We start from the raw sequence: 21,630 nt of genomic DNA, 5'->3' as shown, positions 1-21,630 counted from the left end.
CACTAAAAAGCCCACCCATCGCTAACGCGGTGGGTGGGCTTTTTGTTGACCGGGAAAGCGTCAAGATCGCAGCCTGCGGCAGCTCCTACAAAACACCTGGGTCTGCGCCGTCACCTCCATACAAAGAGCGGTGTACATCCGTAGGAGCTGCCGAAGGCTGCGATCTTTTGATCTTCAAATCATCCTGCAATCAACCGCTCCACCTGACCGGCATCGGCTTCGATCCGGGCAAACAACCACTCAAGAAAGACCTGAGTGTGCCCCGTCACGTCCGGCGCAACACCGTAGTAATAACGCGGCAACGGCATCCGCAGTCCGGGCAACGGGCAGATCAGCCGGCCGCTCGACAGGTCGCTGCCCAGCAAGGAGGCCGGACACAAGGCAATGCCCTGTCCCTCCACGGCGGCCTCAAGCACCGGATGCATGTGATCGAACTGCAGCGTTACCTGAGTCGCTGACTGTGTTTCGCCAAACAGCAGGGCCCAGTTGTGCCAGTCCTCACGACGTGTCTTGGCGGTCAGCAAGGTATGTCGGCTCAGGGCGTTCAAGTCGTCGAGCGGTAAACGCTTGATCAGCGATGGCGCCGCGACCAGCAGCAGTTCGTCTTCAAACAGTACCTGAGCGTGAATGTCGGGCGCCCAGCCGTCGCGACCACGTCGAATAACAATGTCGAATCCGTCTCGTGCGTGATCGGGCGCCAGCGTGGAAGTGACCACCTGCGCTTTGATGTCCGGGTGCAGCGCCATGAAATCCGCCAGTCTCGGCGTCAGCCAGCGCTGGCCAAAAGTCGGGCGGACGTTGATCTTCACTGTGCGCAGCGAGGCGTGTTGCTTGAGTGCCGATGCGGCGTTGGCAATCTGTGACAGACCAGCGCTGACCTGCTCAAAGAAACTCTGTCCTGCCGGAGTCAGCACCGATTGCCGGATACGCCGCTCGAACAGCAGCACACCCAGGTGCTCCTCAAGCAGTTTGATGTGACGACTGACGGCACTGTGACTGACATGCAGCTCCTCGGCCGCGAGACTGAAGCTCTGATGACGAGCAGCGACCGCGAAAGCGCGAACAGCGTTCAAGGGGGGTAGTTGATTAATCATGCGTCTAATTTAGTCACATATGCCGTGCAATTAAAGCGTTTGTCACGCCCTTCTCGTCACGCCAATCTGCGGGCACGCAGCCAGCGCCACCTGATGGAGTGAAAAATGAATAGCTACGGATTATTTCTACTGTTTGCCACTTTGACCATTCTCAGCCCAGGGCCTGGCGTGGTTCTGACGCTTACCAACTCGCTGCGCCATGGCTGGACTGGCGCACTGCCGGGTATCCTGGGCATTGCTCTGGGAGCCTTTGTCGTTGCCGGCATTAGTGCAACCAGCGTTGGCCTGATACTCGCGACCTCCGCGAGCGCGTTCACCGCATTGAAATACGCAGGCGCGGCCTATCTTTTGTACCTGGGTTACAAAAGCTGGCGTACAGACCGTTTCATCCCTGAGCGTGAAGTGAACTCATCCAGCCCTGGGTATCGCTTCATCGAAGCAGCGTCGCTCCAGCTGTTGAACCCCAAGGCTGTGTTCTTCTTTCTGGCGGTGTTTCCGCAGTTCATCGACACTTCGGCGCACTACTACAGCCAGTTTTTTACCCTGGTCAGCTCCTACAGCGTGCTGGTGATCGTGATTCATGGCAGCTATGCCGTGCTCGCCAATGCGGCCAAAGGCTGGCTGTCGAGCCAAAAAGGTTCCTGGCTGGCCGCGAAGGTGTCAGGTGTAACGTTCGCAGGCTTTGGCGTGCTGATGGCCTCGGCCAGCCGATAGCAAATACCTGCTGCTATGGCGAAGGGCTGGCGACCGAGCGACTTCTTGGCTCAGTGGTACCAGACAGCTCCACCTTCGCCTGAACCGGCAGTTCAACCGCGAACCTGGCCGAGAGCTCTTTGCGTCCGGTCGCCGTCAACGCCAGCGCACGGCTGTCCAGATCCTGTGTCAGCCATTTGCGCTTGATCGCCGTTTGCAGCAACGCCGCGCCCAATGCTCCGCCGAGATGCGGGCGGCGCATGCTCCAGTCCAGACAGGAACAGGCAAAACGTCGGCGCAGGGTGCTCAGGGTTTTCACTTCGATACCCAGCCCTTCGAAGAACCGTTCACCGGTTTCACTCAACGCATAGTGCTGATCGCCCTGCTCTGACGCCAGCAACCAACCTGCCTCAAGCATTCGGTCATGCAGCAACACTGCCAACGTCCCGGCCATGTGGTCGTAACAAGTGCGGGCGAATTGCAGGCGATCCGGGGTGCGGGGAGTAAAGGTTGGCGCGGCGTTCTGGCCGATCACCATCAGCGCCTCCAAGGCCTGGGCGACCCGTTGATCCGCCAGGCTGTAATAACGATGACGGCCCTGAACGTGCAACCGCACCAACGCCAGGTCCTTCAGTTTTGCCAGATGAGCGCTGGCGGTAGAGGCGCTGACGTCGGCGATGGTCGCCAGTTCGGTGCTGGTACGCGCGTGGCCATCCATCAGCGAGCAGAGAATTTTCGTCCGGGCCGGCTCGGCAATCGCCGCCGCCACTTGCGAGACGCCGATGTCATGTTGTTCAACGTTCACTCCACTCACTGCGTTCGATACGTTCATATTTCGCTCCCGGACGAATCGTCGCCCTTGCGGACTGGAGATAGTAGCAACACTTTCCACCGACGAATAAGGCTGCGCCTCATGGACCCGATCATCGCCGCGACACATTCCGACCCCTACCCTTACTACGCCGCCTTGCGGGCCGAAAGTGGCCTTTCGTTTCATCAAGGTCTGGGCCTGTGGGTGGCCTGCAGCGCCCACGCCGTCGCCGCCGTGCTGGCCCATCCCGACTGCAAGGTCCGTCCGGCCCACGAACCGGTGCCCAAGGCCATTGCGCAGGGTTACGCCGGCAAAGTGTTTGGCCAGTTGATGCGGATGAACGACGGTGAGCGCCAGCGCTGCCCGAGGTCAGCCATACAACCGGGACTGGAAATGATCGATGCAGAGACGGTCAGCGCACTGGTTCGCGCCCGGTTGATCAGCCTGTCCGCCGACGGACTGCACAAGGCAATGTTCATGGGCCCGGTTTGCGTGGTCGCCGCGCTGCTCGGCTTCACTCCAACCGAGGGTCGAACACTCAGCGAGCTGACCGCTGATTTCGTCGCGTGCCTGTCGCCCCTTAGCAGCCCGGCCCAGCTGGACACGGCCCATGCGGCAGCGGAACACTTAAACGGTTACTTCGTAGAACGCCTGAGCGCGGGGGACCACCAAAGCCCTCTACTTGAAAGCATTCTCCAGCGCATGGCAGACCACGAAGCCCTGCTCGCCAACCTGATTGGCCTGCTTTCCCAGACCTACGAAGCCACCGCTGGGTTGATCGGCAACGCCTTGCTGGCATTGATCCGCAACCCGCACCTCAAGGGTGAAATGCAGCGTGCCCCGGCGCGGATCAGCGACCTTCTGACAGAAGTTCAACGCCATGATCCTTCGGTCCAGAACACCCGTCGCTTCGTCAGCGCGCCCTGTGAAATCGACGGCGCGAGTCTCAAACCCGGCGATGTCATTCTGGTGCTGCTGGCCTCGGCCAACCGCGACCCACAGCTCAACGACAACCCGGACACCTTGATCCTCGACCGCCCGGCTCGCCGCAGCTTCACCTTCGGCGCCGGCCGCCATCAGTGCCCCGGCCAGACACTGGCCTTGAGCATCGCAAGCGCCACACTCAGCGAAATCCTGACACACACCGGTGCACTGGATCAGCTTGCCTGGGAGTACCGCCCTTCCTTGAACGGGCGTATCCCGTTATTTCGCGAGCGGTAGGAGGTCCAGTCATGATTGCGATAATGTTCGAAGCCCTTCCCCATGCCGTACATCGCGAGCGTTACCGGGACACATTTTTCAGACCCGTCCTACAGCCACGACACTCATACTTGAGATAGCGTCTCGTCGCATTTAACAGGCGAAACAAGGACGCGCATGGCTCATAGCAAGGACATACCAAAAGTCTGGAATCCTCCGTCAGGTGACGGTCATCACCGCACCTCCCGATACATGACGCCAACCGAGCTTGCAGAGCGCGAGGCTCGACAGCAGGCATATGAATATATGCTCTGATCAAAGCCGGAACGGTCGACAACAAAGGCAACATTCAGGGAGTTAAAAAGTGAGCCTGCTCTATCAAGATCCATCAATGAACCACGACGAAGCGAACACTCTTCTTGCTGCGGGAAATGAGGCGGACGTTATCGCGGCACTGATTTCTATCGGCCTTAACGAGCCGGATGGTGTGTGGGCTCAGAACACATGCCTGCACTGTCTGAACAGTGAGAGTGAAAATGTTGCATCAGCGGCCATCACAGCCCTTGGCCATGTTGCACGCCGACACGGTCAGCTGGAGGTAGAGAAGGTACTCGCAGCCTTTAAGCTTGCGAAGGAGCGATTCCCTTCTCTTGAACCCGTCATCTCGGACACTCTTGAAGATATTGAGTTGTTTACCTGATTCTTCTTCAAACTGCAGAAAATCCTAAAACAAAGCGTCCAGATCAACGGCCTCGGCCATCACCTGATTCCCGACATCTCCCGGATGCAGGTGATCGCCCGAGTCGTAGATCGGCAGAAAACGTGTCGGATGCTGTGGGTCGCGCATGATCCGGTCGAAGTCGATCACCGCTTCGAACGCCCCGCTGCTGCGAATCCACTGGTTGAGCGCCTGACGCAACTGATCTTTCTCGGCGCTGTAGTAGTGCACGATCGGCGCACCCTGGAGCGCGTTTTCAAACGGCATCAGGGTCGTGCCGATGATCCGTACCTTATGCTGCCGCGCCTGGTCGATCAGGCGCTGATAACCGGCGATCAGCGTCTCCAGTGTCGGTATCGGCGTATTCGGCGCGAAGGTGCTGCCCGGCCAGCTGATGTCGTTGATCCCCAGCATCAACACCACGCTGCTGACGCCGGGCTGGCGCAACACGTCGCGCTCGAAGCGCTTGGCCGCACTCACGCCCATACCGTCTTCCAGTAGCCGCGCGCCAGAGATCCCGGCGTTGAGCACGGCGACAGGCTGGGTGCTCAAGCGTTGCGCGAGAAAGTCAGTCCAGCGCCGATTGCCGTTCAGCGTCGAGCCACGACCGTCGGTGATCGAATCCCCCAACACCACGACGCCACGGGTTTCGGGGGCCGCGTCGACCAGTACTTCACTGAGGAACAACCGTGCTTCGACCTCACTGGTACCGGCCAGGTGCTTGGTCTGGGTCTGGGTCTGGGTCTGGTTGCCGGGACTGATAAAGGCTGTTTGCTTGCCGTCCCAATGGAAGGTGGTCAGCGGCGTGCGTTGCGGCAAGTACAGCGAGACCAGCAGTTCCGCGAGGGCTGGGACATGGAGGTCAATCGGGTCGCTGGTGCGTTTTTCGCCGGGGGCGATGCGCAATTGCGTCTGGCCATTGAAGGTCAGCGGTTGTCCAGCATTGCCCTCCTCGACCCGCTTCAGCCGGGCAGCGCCGATCACCAGAGGCTGCTGACCGTACTCGTTGGAAATCACCACGCGCACCCGGTCACCCGCGCTGCTGATTCGCAGCTGCTGATGCACGGTGCTGTCGGTGAGGGTTTCGGGAATGCGTGTGGGCAGTGGCAGCTCATGCCCCCAGATCGGTTGAGGGCTGGCGGTCCAGGTGCTGACCCAATGCTCCTGGGCGTTGACCGGCGCCATGGCGAACAAGGCGCTCAACGACAGAATCACTGGCAATGCACCGTGAAGGCTTTTCATGCTGAATCTCCTTGAGGAAGCGTTTCGAGGAGGTCAGCGTGTTCTATTCACAAAACACGTGATAGAAGGTTAATTCGAATACAGTCCATTCCATAATTGAATACCATGAATGATCTGAAAGCCATGCAGTGCTTTGTCCGTGCGCTCGAACTCGGCAGTCTGTCCGCGGCCGCCCGTGAGCTGGAAACCACTCAACCCAGCGTCAGCAAGCTGATCGCCGCCCTGGAAAAACAACTGGGTGCGCGCCTGTTGACCCGTGGCAGCAGCGGATTGACGCCGACCGAGCCGGGCAAGCGTTTCTACGAACGCACGAAACGGATTCTTGAGGAATACGACGAAGCGCTCGCCGATGTCAGAGGCCTGACCGAACGCCCCCAAGGGTTGCTGCGCATCAACGCACCGGTCAGCCTCGGCGTGTTGCGCCTGAATGCCTTGCTGCTGGAGTTTATGGCGCAGTACCCGGAGATCGAGATCGAGTTGATCCTCAATGACCGCTTTGTCGACTTGACCGAGGAAAACGTCGACCTGGCCCTGCGTCTGGGAGGCGCACTGCCATCGAATGTTATCGCCCGCCGTGTCGCAACATCGCCACGGATGCTGGTGGCGGCGCCTGCGTACCTGCGCAAGCATCCGCCATTGACGCACCCGACGGATCTGGACCAACACAACTTCCTGCGCTTCGCCTGGCTGACCACCGGCGATCAACTGGAACTGAGCGGCCCCGACAGTGAACGTGCAACGGTCATCGCTCAAGGACGCTATCGAGCCAACAGCTCATTGGCGATCCGCGACGGCCTTCTGCTCGGCACAGGGCTGTGCATCACCCCGGCCTGGCTGGTCAGCGATCTGCTGGAAAGCGGCCAGTTGGTACGGGTGCTGCCGCAGTGGAGCGGCCCGGCCAACGAAGCGTTCCTGCTCTACCCGGAACGACGGTATCGACCGTTGCGCGCGCGGTTGCTCACAGAGTTTCTCAGTGAGCGAATCAGCCAGTTGCCAGGGTTCCAGGCGTAACAGCCGTCAATCGTCGCGCGTCAGCACTTCTAGCAATTCAATCTCGAAAATCAGATTGGAATTGGGCGTGATGGCGCCCATCGAACGCTCGCCATAGGCCAGATGCGCCGGCACCAGCAACTTGCGCTTTCCACCAACCTTCATGCCCATCAAGCCCTGATCCCAACCTTTGATCACACGGCCAGTGCCGATCACGCACTGAAAAGGTTTGCCACGATCATACGACGAGTCGAAGGTCGTACCGTCCTCAAGAAAACCGCGGTACTGGGTGGTAATCAAGGCGCCTTTGACGGCCGCTTTGCCATCGCCCACTTCAAGGTCGATGACCTGCAATTCTTCGTTCATTACTGCTCTCTCGTTAGCGATGACCCTAAACACGGACCGCGTTTTCTCAGATTTCGCCTCGCAGAGCAATCCTGTTGAAAACACTGGTGCCTGAAGCGGCTCAACGCTCAATCGGCATGACCGCCAGAATCTGTCCGTTGGTGGTGTGCACCAGCATGTACTTGTCGTTGATTTGCACCCACTGGCTCTGGCTTTGCGGGGTTTTCAAACCGCGACTCTTCCAGTCGGCCAGGGCTTTGTCATAGCGTCTGTAGATGTCCGGCGCATGATCGCCGACTTGCAGGTTCCGAGCGTTGATCGGTGACGCCTGGACGCTGGCTTGCACGGGATCATCGGCCAGGGCCATCGGGCAGACAACGGTAAGACCCGCAAACAGAGCCAGAATGGTCAGGTTTTTTTGATGCAGCATCAGTATTCCTCCAGTGAATTCGTGGCACCCGTTCCGGGACCGCGATTGCATCCAATCATTCGAAACGCTCACATCTCACTGTAGCGATGATTCTGCGATTGACTGTACCGGCGTTTCCACCAAAGACCAGAGTAGTCTGCTGAAAATACAATCGCGCCTGCCTGAGCGGGCCCTGCCGGATGATTGCCATGCACATCGCCATTCTGACGTTCGATGGTTTCAACGAACTGGATTCCTTGATTGCCTTCGGCATGTTGAGCCGGATTTCCCTGCTGGGAGATAAGAACTGGCGCGTGAGCATTGCCTCGCCAACGCCGCGAGTGACGTCCATGAACGGATTGACCATCGACGCCCACATCGACCTTGCACAAGCCTGTCAGGCCGATGCGGTGCTGGTGGGCAGCGGGATGAAAACCCGAGAGGTGGCCAACGACCCGGCGATCATGGATCAACTACGGATGGACTCCACCCGACAACTGCTGGCAGCGCAATGCTCCGGCACGTTTCTGTTGGCCAGGCTTGGATTGCTGGGCCACGCACCGGCCTGCACCGATACCACCAGCAAACCGTGGGTGGAGGCCGCCGGAATCAACATCATCAATCAGGCGTTTTATAGCGACGGCAATATCGCCACGGCCGGCGGCTGTCTGTCGGCGCAGTACCTCTCGGCCTGGCTGATCGCCCGCCTGAAGAGCCACGAAGCCGCCCGCGAGGTGCTGCACTATTTCGCCCCGGTGGGCGAAAAGGACGAGTACGTAACGCGAGCGCTGTCGCATATCCACTCCGCGATGCAGGCGGTTATCTGACCGTAACGAGATAAAACACCACGCTGCAGCACGTGCAGTGACTCATTGGAGGGCTTCGCTCCAGTGATAATCTGCACGCATCAATAGATGCTAAATATGCATTTATCATATCGATCGACCTGCCCCAGTATCCCGCCCTAATAAGATCCATGCGCCACGTTGCGCATGTCATAAAAAGCGCGGGAGACAAAACATGCAGGCTACAACCCATCCGCCAGCGACATCCGCTCGCAGCAAGGCCAGTGCAATTTTCCGGGTCACCTCGGGCAACTTCCTGGAACAGTTCGACTTCTTCCTCTTCGGTTTCTACGCCACGTATATTGCGGCGGCGTTCTTCCCTGCCAGCAGCGAATTCGCCTCGCTGATGATGACCTTCGCGGTGTTTGGCGCAGGCTTTCTGATGCGGCCGTTGGGCGCGGTGATTCTCGGTGCGTACATCGATGATGTTGGTCGCCGCAAAGGTTTGATCGTCACCCTGTCGATCATGGCCAGCGGCACGATTCTGATTGTGCTGGTGCCCGGCTACGAGACCATCGGCCTGTTTGCCCCGGCGCTGGTGTTGATCGGCCGTCTGCTTCAAGGCTTTTCCGCGGGCGCGGAACTGGGCGGCGTGTCGGTGTACCTGGCGGAAATCGCCACACCGGGCCGCAAGGGCTTTTTCACCAGTTGGCAGTCGGCCAGTCAGCAAGTGGCAATCGTCATTGCCGCCGCGCTGGGCTATGCGCTGAACCAATGGATGCCCGCGACGATGATCGCCGACTGGGGCTGGCGCATTCCGTTTTTCGTCGGTTGCATGATTGTGCCGTTCATCTTTTTACTGCGGCGCAATCTCGAAGAAACCGCAGAGTTCACTGCTCGCAGCCACCGCCCAAGCATGCGTCAGGTGTTCGGCACACTGCTGCAGAACTGGCAGATCGTAATCGCCGGGATGCTGATGGTGGCGCTGACCACCACCGCGTTTTACCTGATCACTGTGTACGCGCCGACCTTCGGCAAAACCGTGCTGCACCTGAGCACCTCCGATGCGTTGCTGGTGACCTTGCTGGTCGGCGTGTCGAACTTCTGCTGGCTGCCACTGGGCGGCGCACTGTCGGACCGCATCGGCCGACGTCCGGTGCTGCTCGCCATGACCCTGCTGACCCTGGCCACGGCCTATCCGGCGTTGTCATACCTGGCCCAGGCACCGAGCTTCATCAACATGCTGCTGGTGCTGTTGTGGCTGTCGTTCATTTACGGTTTGTACAACGGCGCAATGGTTGCTGCGCTGACCGAAATCATGCCGGTGGAAGTTCGCGTGGCCGGTTTCTCCCTGGCCTACAGCCTGGCGACTGCGGTGTTCGGCGGCTTCACCCCGGCGATTTCGACCTTCTTGATTCAATACTCAGGCGATAAGGCCGCCCCCGGTTACTGGATGAGTTTCGCTGCGCTGTGTGCGTTGTGCGCAACGCTTTACCTGTACCGGCGCTCGACCGGCCGTTTGCAAGCCGCCCCTGCCCCTTGATGAGCATAGGCATCTCTAGAACGTTGAAATGCGGTGCCGAACTGCTCCCGTAGCAGCTGTCGAGCCTGCGAGGCTGCGTTCGGCTGCGAAGCAGTCGTTGAATCAACTGGCAGGTTCTTCCAGGTAAACCGTAGATCCAGGATTTGCGAGGACTTTGTCCTCGAACGCAGCCTCGCAGGCTCGACAGCTGCTACGGGAGTCGGAACAGAAAGATGTGTAGATACTTATGCCTTGCTGAGAGAAGCACTATGGAAAAACGATTGAACCTCATGGCGTTGACCCTGATCAGCGTCATGGGCCTGAGCGCCGTGGCGCAGGCCGAAGAACTTCGGGTGATGACCTCCGGTGGCTTCACCGCCGCCTATAAAGTGCTCGGTCCGAAGTTCACCGCCGCCACCGGCAACACGCTCGATACGGCGCTCGGCCCGTCCATGGGCAAGGCGCCTGAAGCAATCCCCAATCGGCTGGCCCGTGGCGAGCACGCTGATGTGGTGATTATGGTCGGCTACGCCCTCGATGAGCTGATCAAGCAAGGCAAGGTTTTGCCCGGGTCACGAGTTGAACTGGCCGATTCGAGGATTGGTCTGGTGGTGCGCGAGGGCGCGACAAAGCCGGACATCGGCTCGATCGAGGGGCTGAAGGCGACACTGCTCAACGCCAAGTCCGTGGCCTATTCCGACAGCGCCAGCGGTGTGTACATCCAGGACCAGATGTTCAAGCGCCTGGGTATCGAGCCGCAGCTCAAAGCCAAATCGACCATGGTGCCGAAAATCCCGGTCGGCACTGTGGTTGCTACTGGCGACTACCAACTGGGCTTCCAGCAGGTCAGTGAATTGCTCCCGGTGCCCGGCGTGACTTTCGTCGGCAAGATTCCGGAATCCGTGCAGTCAGTCACACGCTTCGCCGCAGGCATCCCGGTTGGCGCGCAACACCCGGCGCAAGCCAAGGCGTTGCTCGACTACCTCGCCTCCCCGGCCGCCCAACCCGATGTCACGGCAACCGGACTCGACTCGGTCAACCGCTAAACCCGGCGCGGCCTCAGCCGATCTGCGCTGAGGCCGGTTCTGGTGGTTGGCTGACCTTCATTTCGACGATCAACCGCTCGAGCTCCAAAGCGGCTGGCGTCAACGTCCGCCCTCGGCGTTTGAGCAGGCCGACACTGCGCATCACTTGCGGGTCGGTCAGTGGCACATGGGTCAGAATCGGGTGGCCACTGCCGGGCATCGCCATCAACGGCACCGCAGCAATACCCAGCCCAGCCTCGACCAGGCCGATCATGGTGGTGACGTGTCGGGTTTCACAGATGCTCTGACGCGCCGGCACGATCCCGCTCAGCGCCTGATCCAGCAGGAAGCGATTGCCCGAAGTCTTGTCGAGGGAGATGTAATCCTGCTGGTACAGCTCGCTCCAGCTCACGCTTGCGCGACTGGCCAAGGGATGATCGCGCCGGCAAGCGACCACATAACGTTCCTGCACCAGCGGTTCGAACTCGACCTCAGCCTCCAGCGTGCCCATGAAACTCAAGCCGAAATCCGCCTCGCCATTGACCACTGCACTCAGCACGTCATGGGCACTGGAGTCGAGAACCTTGACCTTGATTCGCGGAAATCGCTGATGGTATTGGGCGACCACTTGCGGCATGAAGTAGTAGGCCGCCGAAGGCACGCAAGCCACGGTGACGTAGCCCAATCGGGTCGACGCCACATCGCTGATCCCCAGCAGCGCCACATCCAGGTCATCCAGCAAACGGTCGACACTGGGCGCAAACGCACGTCCTGCCTGGGTCAGACTAACGCGGCGAGTCGTGCGTTCGAACAATTTGACGCCCAGCGCGTCTTCGAGCTTTTCAATCCGTCGGCTCAACGCCGGCTGGGAAATGCGCACCGTGTCAGCAGCCTTGCGAAAGCTGCCCTGCTCGACCACGGCGCGAAAAGCCTGCAAGTCATTCAGGTCGAAATTGATGGCCATGACGCACACTCACCGGCAAACGAATTGATCAGCTTATCCTATGAATGTAACAAATTGATGCAAATTGTAACGCGCTAATCCGCGATAGCCGGCACTCATGACTGACTGATGCCGGCCCAGCCTTTATCCTGTCCGCCTCTTTGACCCATGATTGTCCGCATTTTGTGTTGTTCGACGTTTTCCCAGGAGTAAGCCATGCCCCATGAAGGCAACCTGTTGCAAGCCGCTGTGGTCTTTCTGTTCGCCGCGGTGCTCACTGTACCTTTAGCCAAACGCCTGCAACTGGGTGCGGTGTTGGGCTATCTGCTGGCCGGGGTGATCATCGGGCCCTCGGTGCTGGGGTTGATTGGCAATCCGCAAAGCGTCAGCCATATTTCCGAGCTTGGCGTGGTCCTGCTGCTGTTCATCATTGGTCTTGAGCTGTCGCCGCGACGGCTGTGGGTGATGCGCAAAGCAGTGTTTGGCGTCGGTCTGGCGCAGGTGCTGCTGACCGGTTCAGTGATCGGCGTGCTGGCGCTCTACGTGTTTGGCCAGGCGCTCAACAGTGCGATCGTGCTCGGTCTGGGGCTGGCGTTGTCGTCCACCGCATTCGGCCTGCAAAGCCTGGCTGAACGCAAAGAACTGACCAGTCCTCACGGACGGCTGGCGTTTGCCATTCTGCTGTTTCAGGACATCGCGGCGATCCCGCTGATTGCCATGGTGCCGCTGCTCGCTGGCGGTGATCACACCACCACGGCGGCCGAGGGCTTGAACCATGTCCTGCGAGTGCTGGGCAGCATCGCGGTGGTAGTGATCGGTGGGCGTTACCTGTTGCGACCGGTGTTTCGTATCGTCGCCAAAACCGGTCTGCCGGAAGTCTCGACCGCCACTGCGCTGCTGGTGGTGATCGGCACAGCGTGGCTGATGGACCTGGTGGGTGTGTCGATGGCACTCGGTGCATTCCTCGCCGGTTTGCTGCTGGCGGACTCGGAGTACCGCCATGAACTGGAAGCGCAGATCGAGCCGTTCAAGGGCCTGCTGCTGGGGCTGTTTTTCATCAGTGTCGGCATGGGCGCCAATATCAGCCTGTTGTTCAGTGCCCCGGCGACCGTGTTGGGCCTGACCCTGCTGCTGATCATGCTCAAACTGCCGCTGCTGTTTGTTGTCGGTCGGCTGGCCGGAGGTCTGAGCCGGCTGAGTGCGTTGCGCCTGGGCATCGTGCTGGCGGCGGGCGGTGAGTTTGCGTTCGTGGTGTTCAAGATCGGCCGCGATCAAGGCTTGTTCGACCCACGGATGTACGACCTTCAGGTGCTGGCCATCACCCTGTCCATGGCCGTGACACCGCTGTTGCTGCTGATGTGCGGTCGACTGGTGAAATCGAAAATCCAGCCCGTCGCCGTGCCGCCGCATTTGCGCGAAATCGACACCGACGCTCCCCGCGTGGTGATCGCCGGCATGGGCCGTATGGGACAGATCGTGGCGCGGATCCTGCGGGCACAAAAAATTCAGTTCGTCGCCCTCGACACGTCGGTGGAAACCATTGAGCTGTCCCGCAGTTTTGGCGGCGTGCCGGTGTTCTACGGTGACCCGATGCGTCCGGAGATTCTCAGCGCGGCCAAGGTCGGGCAGGCAGAATTCTTTGTGATTGCCACCGATGACCCGGACACCAACATCAAGACCGCCGAATTGGTGCGCAAGCTCTACCCGCATCTGAAAATCATCGCCCGTGCCCGTAACCGCCAGCATGTGCACCGCCTGGTCGACCTCGGTGCCGAGGCTATCCGGGAAACCTATTATTCAAGCCTGGAAATGAGTCGCCGAACCCTGCTCGGTCTGGGCCTGAGCAAGACGCAGGCCGATGCCCGCATCGAAACGTTCAAGCATCACGACGAACAGGTGCTCGAAGCCCAGCACGCGATCTACGACGATGCCACGAAAGTCTTGCAGACCGCCCAGGAAGCCCGGGCCGAACTGGCGCGGCTGTTCGAGGCGGATCAGCTTGAGGAAGAGATGGTCAAGCCTTGAAACCCGAAAAGATCGCGTTCCCCGTAGGAGCTGCCGCAGGCTGCGATCTTTTGATCTGAAATGTTGAAAGGAATACATGATGAGTAGCGCCGACCAATCCTCCCCGGCCCTGAAGGAAATCTTCAACGCCGAGCGCTTGCAACACATCGCCACCGAAATGCGTGCGGTATACCCGGCGTTCAACGCCAAGGCGTTCCTGAAACTGGCCAATGAAGGCCTGGCCGAGTTGTCGGTGATGCAGCGCATGGCGCGAGTCGGCGAATGCCTGCACGCGGTGTTGCCGCTGAGCTATGAGCAGACACTGGAGATCCTGCGTCCGCTCGCACCGCGTTTGAACAGCGGCTTCGTCAGTATGTTCCTGCCTCACTACGTCGCCACTTATGGTGCCCACGCGTTCGAGTTGTCGATGGACGCGCTCAAGTACTTCACCACGTTCGGATCCTCGGAATTCGCGATCCGGTATTTCTTGCGTAGCGACTTCGAACGCTCACTGGCGCTGATGCACGACTGGTCGCTGGACGACAACGAACACGTCCGTCGCCTGGCCAGCGAAGGCAGTCGCCCGCGCCTGCCGTGGTCGTTTCGCCTCGAACAGGTGCAAGCCGACCCGACGCTGGTCGCAACGATCCTCGACAACCTCAAGGCCGACAGCAGCGTTTACGTACGCAAGTCGGTGGCCAATCACCTCAACGACATCACCAAAGACCACCCCGAGTGGGTGCTGAGCCTGATCGAAGGCTGGTCACTGGAAGACCCGCGCACCGCGTGGATCGCCAAACATGCCCTGCGCAGCCTGATCAAACAGGGCAACCAACGGGCACTGGCAATCATCGGCGCTGGTGGTAAACCCGAGGTCCAGATCCATAACTTCAAGGTTGAACCGGCGGTGATCAGTCTCGGCGAGACCATCACGCTCTCGTTCGACCTTCATTCAACCGCCAGCGGCAACCAGCGACTGGTGGTCGATTACGCCATCGACTACGTCAAAGCCTCAGGCGCAACCTCAGCGAAAGTCTTCAAACTCAAGGGCCTCACCCTGCCCGCCCACGCCCGACAAACCCTCAGCCGCACCCAGCAGATCCGCGAGCTAACCACCCGCAAGCATTACGCTGGCCAACACGCGGTGCACATCATGGTCAATGGCGAGCGACTGGGAAGCACCGCGTTCGAAATCACCCCATAACCCCGAGCAAGCTCGGCTCTCACAATGGATTGGCGTACACCTGCAAGAAATTGGTCGGCTGTCAGGCCGCCAAGATCAAAAGATCGCAGCCTTCGGCAGCTCCTACAGATTTCACCCACCCACAATGAAGTAGCGCGCCCCAACCACTCAGGCCGGCTGTCAGGCCGCCGTGCCTTGCTTTTGATCTACCCGCCCCTTCGGGAGGCTGAGTGGAGGTGTTCATCAGGGGGTTGGCGCGTAGCGCCGTACGGCGCAGCCGGACACATCGAGAGGAGGTCGTCGCGCAGCAGACCGTAGGCGATGCCCCCTGATGAATACCGGAGCGAAGGAACGCCGAGCCTAGGCGAGGTGCCGTACGCTTGGGGCGAAGCCTTTTGCTTACTTTTCGGCGTCTGGAAAAGTGAGGCGCCGTAAGGGCGAAACCGCCAGCAGCCGTTACCGCAGAAATGGATATGTACACCGTCAAAAACCAAGATCAAAAGATCGCAGCCTTCGGCAGCTCCTACGCGTTTGGGGGCTGGCCGAGCAGCAGCGCCTGCTCGCTATCACACAACCCCACCACGTAATCCCACAACACCCGCAACCGCACCGACTTATGCAATTCACGGCGAGTGCTGATCCAGTAACTGCGCTGAATACTTTCAGCCGGCAGCAGCGGCACCAATTCCGGGTCGCTACTAGCCATATAGCAAGGCAGCACAGCGATCCCCAACCCCGAGCGCGCCGCCTGCTGCTGGGCAATCACGCTGGTGCTGTGAAACACCACCTGAGGGCTGCGGCAGAAACCGTTGAGGAACATCAACTCCTGACTGAACAACAGATCGTCGACGTAACCTATCCAGGCATGTCGCGCCAGGTCTTCACGGCTGCGCAACGGCGGCGAACGGTCGAGGTAGGACTGACTGGCATAGAGCGCCAAGCGGTAATCGGTGAGCTTGCGAGTGACCAGCATGTCGGCGGCCGGGCGTTCCAGGTGAATGCTGATCTCGGCTTCGCGGTTGAGGATGCTGACGAAACGCGGCACGGCCACCAGCTCCACTTCCAGCCCCGGATAGCGATCAAACAAGCCCTGCATGCGACTGGCGAGGAACATGATCCCCAAGCCTTCGGTCACCCCGACTCGAATCTTGCCCAGCGGCGCGCTGGATTGGGTGATTTCCTCCTGCGCCAGCAACGCGACGTTTTCCATGGCTTCAGCGTGTTTGAGCAACGCTTCGCCGGCCGGAGTCAGTTGGTAACCCTGGGCTTGCTGGACAAACAGCGCGGTACCGAGGCTCGTTTCGATCGCCTCGATGTGCCGCGCCACCGTAGCGTGAGTGGTTTTCAAGCGCCGGGCGGCGGTCAACAAGCGACCGCTGCGTTGCAATTCGAGAAAAAACCGCAAGTCATTCCAATCGAACATCAGCCTTCCTTGCATACGTAGGTGTCGATCACTGTTTAAAAACGCACAGCAGCTGAGCAAAAACTAACATTCTTTCGCCGAAAACTAACAACTAGGATGGATCCCAATAAGAACAAAACGCTGCGAGGTCATGGATGCAACCTGCCGTTGATGCATACGATTACATCGTGGTCGGCGCCGGACCGGCCGGTTGCCTGCTGGCCAATCGGCTCTCCGCCAACCCGCAACACCGGGTGCTGCTGCTTGAAGCCGGCGGGCGCGATAACTATCCGTGGATTCACATACCGGTCGGTTACCTGTTCTGTATCGGTAACCCGCGCACCGATTGGTGCTTCAAGACCGAAGCGCAAGCCGGCCTGCAAGGCCGCAGCCTGAGCTACCCGCGCGGCAAGGTTCTGGGCGGTTGCTCGTCGATCAACGGCATGATCTACATGCGCGGCCAGGCTGGCGATTACGACCGTTGGGCTGCCGAAGGTAATCCCGGCTGGAGCTGGAACGACGTGCTGCCGTTGTTCAAGCAGAGCGAAAACCATTTTGCCGGTGACTCGGCGTTTCACGGCGCCGCCGGGGAATGGCGAGTTGAACGCCAGCGACTGTCATGGCCGATTCTCGACGCCTTCCGCAGCGCCGCTGAACAAAGTGGCATCGCCAACGTCGATGACTTCAACCAGGGCGACAACGAAGGGTGTGGCTACTTCCAGGTGAATCAGAAATCCGGGGTACGCTGGAATGCCGCCAAGGCCTTTCTCAAACCGATTCGCCATCGACCTAACCTCACCGTATTGACCGACGTCGACGTCGACCGCGTGCTGCTGGAAAACGGTCGGGCATCAAAGGTCAGTGCGCGCTGGCAAGGCCAGACAAGAACCTTCACCGCTCGCAGGGAGATCATCCTCAGCGCTGGCTCCGTCGGCTCGCCGAGCATCCTGCAACGTTCCGGCATTGGCCCGGGCAGCCTGCTCAAACGCCTGGGAATCGGCGTCGCCCACGAGCTCAATGGCGTCGGTGGCAACCTGCAGGATCACTTACAGTTGCGGCTGATCTACAAACTGGAAAACGCCCGGACCCTGAACCAGATCGCCGGCAGCCTGTGGGGCAAAATGGGCATGGGCCTGCGTTATCTGTACGACCGCAGCGGCCCGTTGTCGATGGCGCCGAGTCAACTTGGTGCCTTCGCTCGCTCCGGGCCGGAACAAACCTCAGCGAACCTCGAATATCACGTCCAGCCGCTTTCGCTTGAGCGCTTCGGCGAACCCTTGCATGCGTTCCCGGCGTTCACCGCGTCGGTGTGCGACCTGCGCCCGCAAAGCCGTGGCCGAGTAGAGATTCGTTCGGCCGACCCGCAGCAAGCGCCGTTGATTCAGCCCAATTACCTGAGCCATCCCGAAGACCTGCGCGTGGCCGCCGATGCCATTCGCCTGACCCGACGCATCGTTGCCGCGCCGGCCTTGCAACCGTTCAAACCGGTCGAATACCTGCCGGGAGCGGCCTTGCAAAGCGAAGAGCAACTGCACGAAGCCGCCGCGCGCATCGGCACGACGATTTTCCATCCGGTCGGCACTTGCCGCATGGGCAACGACGCAGACGCGGTGGTCGACGCCCAGTTGCGGGTCCACGGCATTCCCGGCCTGCGCATTGCCGATGCCTCGATCATGCCGCACATCACCTCGGGCAATACCTGCTCACCTACACTGATGATCGCCGAGAAAGCGGCGCAGCTGATTCTCGCCGCATCGACCCAAAGGTATCTACACAACGTTGAAACAGGTGAAAGACTATCTTCGTAGCAGCTGCCGAGCCTGCGAGGCTGCGTTCGGCTGCGAAGCAGTCGTCGAATCAGGTAACGCATTCTTACTGGCGAATTGCGGGCTCAGGATTTGCGAGGACTTCGTCCTCGAACGCAGCCTCGCAGGCTCGGCAGCTGCTACGGGAACTCGGAAAATGGAATAGCGGCGCCAGCCCACAAGGCCGGCGCTGACAGTGGAACAACAATAAATAAACACTGTGAGGGATACCAACATGTCAGAACAGGCTCAAGCAATAGCCGCGACGCTCAGCGCCGGCACCAGCAAGGACACCCAGAAAGTCATCTTCGCCTCGTCCCTCGGGACGGTGTTCGAATGGTATGACTTCTTCCTCTACGGCGCCCTCGCGGCGGTGATCAGCAAACAGTTCTTCGCCGGAGTCAACGACACCACAGCGTTCATCTTCGCGCTGATGGCCTTCGCCGCCGGTTTCATCGTGCGGCCGTTTGGAGCCTTGGTGTTTGGCCGCCTGGGAGACATGATCGGGCGCAAATACACCTTCCTCGCAACGATCATCCTGATGGGCCTGGCGACCTTCTGCGTCGGCCTGTTGCCGACCTACGCCAGCATCGGCATTGCCGCACCGATCATTCTGGTGGTGCTGCGAATGCTCCAGGGCCTGGCACTTGGCGGCGAATACGGTGGCGCTGCAACCTACGTTGCAGAACACGCGCCGATCGGCAAACGCGGTTTCCATACCAGTTGGATTCAGTCCACCGCGACTCTCGGTTTGCTGCTGTCGCTGCTGGTGGTACTCGGCAGCCGCTACTTCACCGGTGATCAATTCGAAGTCTGGGGCTGGCGTATTCCGTTCCTGCTGTCGATCGTCCTGCTGGGCATTTCGACCTGGATTCGCCTAAGCCTGCACGAGTCGCCAGCCTTCTTGAAAATGAAAGAGGAAGGCAAGTGCTGCAAGGCGCCGATCCGCGAATCCTTCGGCCAATGGGAGAACCTCAAAGTCGTACTGATCGCGTTGTTCAGCATCAACGCCGGGCAAGCCGTGACCTTCTACGCCGCGCAGTTTTACGTGCTGTTCTTCCTCACTCAATTCCTGAAGATGGACCCGGCCCTGGCCAATACCTTGCTGATCGTCAGCGTGGCGATCGGCGCGCCGTTCTTCATTTTCTTCGGCTGGCTGTCGGACCGGGTCGGGCGCAAACCGATCCTGATGCTGGGTCTGCTGCTGGCCACCACGCTGTACTTCCCGATCTTCAAGACCCTGGCCCACTACGCCAACCCGGCCATCGACCGGGCCAGCCAACAGGCGCCGATCACCGTACTGGCCGATCCGAACACTTGCACCTTCCAGTTCGACCCGGTGGGCAAGGCGCGTTTTGACAGCCCTTGCGACAAGGTCAAAACCTTCCTGGTCAAACAAGGTCTGCCTTACAGCAGCGAAGCCGCCCCCGCTGGCAGCGCGGTGCAGGTAAGCGTTGGTGACGTAAAGATCGATGGTTACGACGAGGCGGCCCTGCGCGGTGCCGTAACTCTGGCCGGTTACCCGCAACAGGCGGACACCCAACTCATCAACAAACCGATGATTGTCGCGTTGATTGTGGCGCTGATCATCATTTCCGCGATGTGCTACGGGCCGTTGGCGGCGCTGATGGTCGAACTGTTCCCGACGCGCATCCGCTACACCTCGATGTCCCTGCCTTATCACATCGGCAATGGCTGGTTTGGTGGATTCCTGCCGACCGTGTCGTTCGCGCTGGTGGTCTACACCGGCGATATCTTCTACGGGCTGTGGTATCCGGTGCTGATCACCGGGGTGAGCCTGGTGGTGGGCATGATTTGCCTGCGCGAGACCAAGGACGTGGACCTGAACAAAAACTGACGGCATAAAAAGTCCGCCCATGTTGGCCCTGGGCGGACTTCTACTACACAGAACCGCGACTGCGGCTCTTGTCATCAGAGTTTAGGCCACAATGTCCGTGGTTGCCGCCTGGCCCACCACACCCAGTGCAAAATCAACCGCACCGTGGCCGGTGAGATCGACATACAGACTGGTCTGGTTGGTCTGGGCGAAGTAAGTCAGGATCGCGTCGCCGGCATGGCCGGTGAAACCGCTGACGAAGTTCAGCGTGGCTGCACCCGACGAGAACTGTGAGATGCCCGACAGGTCGATCTTGTCCTCACCGCTGGTGAAATCCATGATCCAGTCCGGCGCGGCCATCGTCGAATCGGACGCCGCACCATAGACGAAGGTGTCCGCCCCTGCGCCGCCCCACAAGGTATCGCCGCCACCCCCGCCGTAGATGATGTCGTTACCGGCACCGCCCATGATCAGGTTGGCCACCGCGTTGCCAATCAGCAGGTCATTGCCCGAACCACCGATGGCGTTTTCCACGGTCACCCCGTGGGCGATGGACACGTTGCCCACCAGACCGCCGACATCAGAGAACGAACCTTCGTTGAGGTTGATCTTCTGGTTCTGATTGAAGCCGGAGAAATCCAGGGTGTCGTTGCCGCCACCGTCCCACACCGAGAACACCACTTTGGAATCAGGCGACGTGGCGCTGTAGAAATCGCGACCGGCGTTGGAGTTGAAGCCGTAGACCGTATCGTCGGCACGGGTGCCGAGGTTGGCACCGTAGAGTTTTTTGCACCGCGACGATGTCGTCCATCAATGGGGCCGAGGCGTAAGCGCCGCTGCCGTCCTTGCTGAAATTCTGGCCGGTGTTGCTCTCGCTCCAGTAGCTCATCAGGCTGTAGCCGCGGGTGTCCTGAGCGTAGGTCACATCGTTATAAGTCGGATTGCCGTTACCCGCGTTATAGACGCCAGGATGGGACAGGCCCAGGCTGTGGCCGATTTCGTGGGTCAGGGTCTGACGACCGTAGTTGTTGGTGCCCGGTGTCTCGTTGACCCGATACTGATCGTTGATCAGGTACCAGGACTGACCGTCGTAGCTGCCGCCCGAAGGCAGGTAGGCGAACGCAGCGCCACCGGTACTGACATCGTAGTTACCGAAGCTCAGGTGCCCGTCACCGCCCGTCGCCCCTTCCTTGAAAGTGACATTGGCCACGTCCGACCAAGATTGCAGAGAGAGTTTCGCCTGGGCTTTCTGCAGATCGCTGAACTCGCTGAAATGACCCAGTTTCGTGTTGTAGTTCGCAGGCTCCGAGGTCATGAAGCTGAAGCTCAGCTCGACTTTGCCGTTGCCATCCTTGTCGTGCCAGGACAGGTTTTTACGCAGAATCTGATCCGCCGCCTGATCCGCTGTGAAAGACGGCTTGCCGTTGATCAACTCAGAGCCACCGCGGTCATACACATGGCTGAAGGCATCGACCTGGCTGTAGGCCGAACTGACCTGCCCTGAAGAAATGACGGCTTTTGCATTGGCTTGTGACATCACTACGTCCTTGTTTCAAATAGTCGGTTCCGATAGACCACGGCGACCCCTTCGCGAGATCGTCCTATCACTCGCCCTGATGAAG

Annotated in this window: 18 protein-coding genes and 2 pseudogenes; 12 read left to right on the top strand and 8 right to left on the bottom strand. The window is 59.8% G+C overall.

Annotated features, from left to right (window positions below; translation table 11 throughout):
- Window positions 1–179 precede the first annotated feature (179 nt).
- Window positions 180–1,094, bottom strand: a complete 915-nt coding sequence (locus tag ACIPIN_RS20120; RefSeq protein WP_401121293.1) for a LysR substrate-binding domain-containing protein — start codon at window positions 1,092–1,094, stop codon at window positions 180–182.
- Between the two features lie 105 nt (window positions 1,095–1,199).
- On the opposite strand from ACIPIN_RS20120, the gene ACIPIN_RS20115 reads away from it, so the two are divergent.
- Complete coding sequence (locus ACIPIN_RS20115; RefSeq protein WP_401121291.1) at window positions 1,200–1,808, top strand: LysE family translocator; 609 nt, start codon at window positions 1,200–1,202, stop codon at window positions 1,806–1,808.
- A gap of 13 nt (window positions 1,809–1,821) precedes the next feature.
- Here the strand turns inward: ACIPIN_RS20115 and ACIPIN_RS20110 are convergent, their stop codons facing one another.
- Window positions 1,822–2,592 (bottom strand): ArsR/SmtB family transcription factor, encoded by a 771-nt coding sequence (locus ACIPIN_RS20110; RefSeq protein WP_401121335.1) that lies wholly within the window; start codon window positions 2,590–2,592, stop codon window positions 1,822–1,824.
- Window positions 2,593–2,700: 108 nt separating this feature from the next.
- Here ACIPIN_RS20110 and ACIPIN_RS20105 point away from each other — a divergent pair, with 108 nt between their 5' ends.
- From ACIPIN_RS20105 to ACIPIN_RS20095, 3 genes and pseudogenes are all read left to right on the top strand, one after another.
- Window positions 2,701–3,819 (top strand): cytochrome P450, encoded by a 1,119-nt coding sequence (locus ACIPIN_RS20105; protein ID WP_401121288.1) that lies wholly within the window; start codon window positions 2,701–2,703, stop codon window positions 3,817–3,819.
- 156 nt (window positions 3,820–3,975) lie between these two features.
- Window positions 3,976–4,110, top strand: a pseudogene (locus tag ACIPIN_RS20100) (S-type Pyocin); the annotation flags it as partial.
- Window positions 4,111–4,162: 52 nt separating this feature from the next.
- On the top strand, window positions 4,163–4,498 hold the full coding sequence (locus ACIPIN_RS20095) for a hypothetical protein (protein ID WP_401121286.1): 336 nt from the start codon (window positions 4,163–4,165) through the stop codon (window positions 4,496–4,498).
- A gap of 24 nt (window positions 4,499–4,522) precedes the next feature.
- On the opposite strand, the gene ACIPIN_RS20090 is transcribed toward ACIPIN_RS20095, so the two are convergent.
- A complete protein-coding gene (locus ACIPIN_RS20090) occupies window positions 4,523–5,758 on the bottom strand; it encodes an SGNH/GDSL hydrolase family protein (RefSeq protein ID WP_401121283.1) in 1,236 nt (411 codons plus the stop codon).
- Between the two features lie 105 nt (window positions 5,759–5,863).
- Here ACIPIN_RS20090 and ACIPIN_RS20085 point away from each other — a divergent pair, with 105 nt between their 5' ends.
- A complete protein-coding gene (locus ACIPIN_RS20085; protein ID WP_401121282.1) occupies window positions 5,864–6,769 on the top strand; it encodes a LysR substrate-binding domain-containing protein in 906 nt (301 codons plus the stop codon).
- Window positions 6,770–6,775: 6 nt separating this feature from the next.
- On the opposite strand, the gene ACIPIN_RS20080 is transcribed toward ACIPIN_RS20085, so the two are convergent.
- A complete protein-coding gene (locus tag ACIPIN_RS20080) occupies window positions 6,776–7,114 on the bottom strand; it encodes an FKBP-type peptidyl-prolyl cis-trans isomerase (protein ID WP_401121279.1) in 339 nt (112 codons plus the stop codon).
- Between the two features lie 100 nt (window positions 7,115–7,214).
- Complete coding sequence (locus ACIPIN_RS20075) at window positions 7,215–7,523, bottom strand: RcnB family protein (protein ID WP_401121277.1); 309 nt, start codon at window positions 7,521–7,523, stop codon at window positions 7,215–7,217.
- Between the two features lie 188 nt (window positions 7,524–7,711).
- Here ACIPIN_RS20075 and ACIPIN_RS20070 point away from each other — a divergent pair, with 188 nt between their 5' ends.
- The 3 genes from ACIPIN_RS20070 to ACIPIN_RS20060 all read left to right on the top strand — a co-directional run bounded on the left by ACIPIN_RS20070 (window position 7,712) and on the right by ACIPIN_RS20060 (window position 10,855).
- Window positions 7,712–8,329, top strand: coding sequence for a DJ-1/PfpI family protein (locus ACIPIN_RS20070; protein WP_401121274.1), 618 nt, complete (start codon window positions 7,712–7,714; stop codon window positions 8,327–8,329).
- Window positions 8,330–8,522: 193 nt separating this feature from the next.
- Window positions 8,523–9,830, top strand: coding sequence for an MFS transporter (locus ACIPIN_RS20065; RefSeq protein WP_401121271.1), 1,308 nt, complete (start codon window positions 8,523–8,525; stop codon window positions 9,828–9,830).
- A gap of 248 nt (window positions 9,831–10,078) precedes the next feature.
- The gene (locus ACIPIN_RS20060; RefSeq protein ID WP_401121268.1) at window positions 10,079–10,855 is read left to right on the top strand and encodes a substrate-binding domain-containing protein; all 777 of its coding nucleotides are present in this window, start codon (window positions 10,079–10,081) and stop codon (window positions 10,853–10,855) included.
- Between the two features lie 13 nt (window positions 10,856–10,868).
- Here ACIPIN_RS20060 and ACIPIN_RS20055 read toward each other — a convergent pair whose 3' ends face one another.
- Window positions 10,869–11,798: a LysR family transcriptional regulator gene (locus ACIPIN_RS20055; RefSeq protein ID WP_401121266.1), complete on the bottom strand. Its 930-nt coding sequence runs from the start codon at window positions 11,796–11,798 to the stop codon at window positions 10,869–10,871.
- A gap of 195 nt (window positions 11,799–11,993) precedes the next feature.
- Between ACIPIN_RS20055 and ACIPIN_RS20050 the strand changes: the two genes are divergently transcribed.
- Both ACIPIN_RS20050 and ACIPIN_RS20045 read left to right on the top strand, forming a co-directional pair.
- Entirely contained in the window at window positions 11,994–13,802 is a 1,809-nt protein-coding gene (locus ACIPIN_RS20050; RefSeq protein WP_401121264.1) for a monovalent cation:proton antiporter-2 (CPA2) family protein, read from the top strand.
- Window positions 13,803–13,881: 79 nt separating this feature from the next.
- Window positions 13,882–14,985 carry a DNA alkylation repair protein gene (locus ACIPIN_RS20045; protein ID WP_401121262.1) on the top strand — a complete coding sequence of 368 codons (1,104 nt, stop codon included), beginning with the start codon at window positions 13,882–13,884 and terminating at the stop codon, window positions 14,983–14,985.
- Between the two features lie 502 nt (window positions 14,986–15,487).
- Here ACIPIN_RS20045 and ACIPIN_RS20040 read toward each other — a convergent pair.
- Window positions 15,488–16,387: a LysR family transcriptional regulator gene (locus tag ACIPIN_RS20040; RefSeq protein ID WP_401121259.1), complete on the bottom strand. Its 900-nt coding sequence runs from the start codon at window positions 16,385–16,387 to the stop codon at window positions 15,488–15,490.
- 134 nt (window positions 16,388–16,521) lie between these two features.
- Here ACIPIN_RS20040 and ACIPIN_RS20035 point away from each other — a divergent pair, with 134 nt between their 5' ends.
- Together ACIPIN_RS20035 and ACIPIN_RS20030 are read left to right on the top strand one after the other, a co-directional pair.
- Complete coding sequence (locus tag ACIPIN_RS20035; protein WP_401121257.1) at window positions 16,522–18,174, top strand: GMC family oxidoreductase; 1,653 nt, start codon at window positions 16,522–16,524, stop codon at window positions 18,172–18,174.
- Window positions 18,175–18,406: 232 nt separating this feature from the next.
- Window positions 18,407–20,029: an MFS transporter gene (locus tag ACIPIN_RS20030; protein WP_401121255.1), complete on the top strand. Its 1,623-nt coding sequence runs from the start codon at window positions 18,407–18,409 to the stop codon at window positions 20,027–20,029.
- Between the two features lie 81 nt (window positions 20,030–20,110).
- Here the strand turns inward: ACIPIN_RS20030 and ACIPIN_RS20025 are convergent.
- Window positions 20,111–21,545: pseudogene (locus tag ACIPIN_RS20025) on the bottom strand (serralysin family metalloprotease).
- Window positions 21,546–21,630 lie beyond the last annotated feature (85 nt).

The organism is Pseudomonas sp. NPDC087697 (assembly GCF_044743155.1).
In the GTDB taxonomy this organism is placed as follows: Bacteria; Pseudomonadota; Gammaproteobacteria; order Pseudomonadales; family Pseudomonadaceae; genus Aquipseudomonas.
The sequence above is the reverse complement of the archived record's forward strand: the minus strand, read 5'-3'. Positions and strand labels throughout refer to the sequence as shown.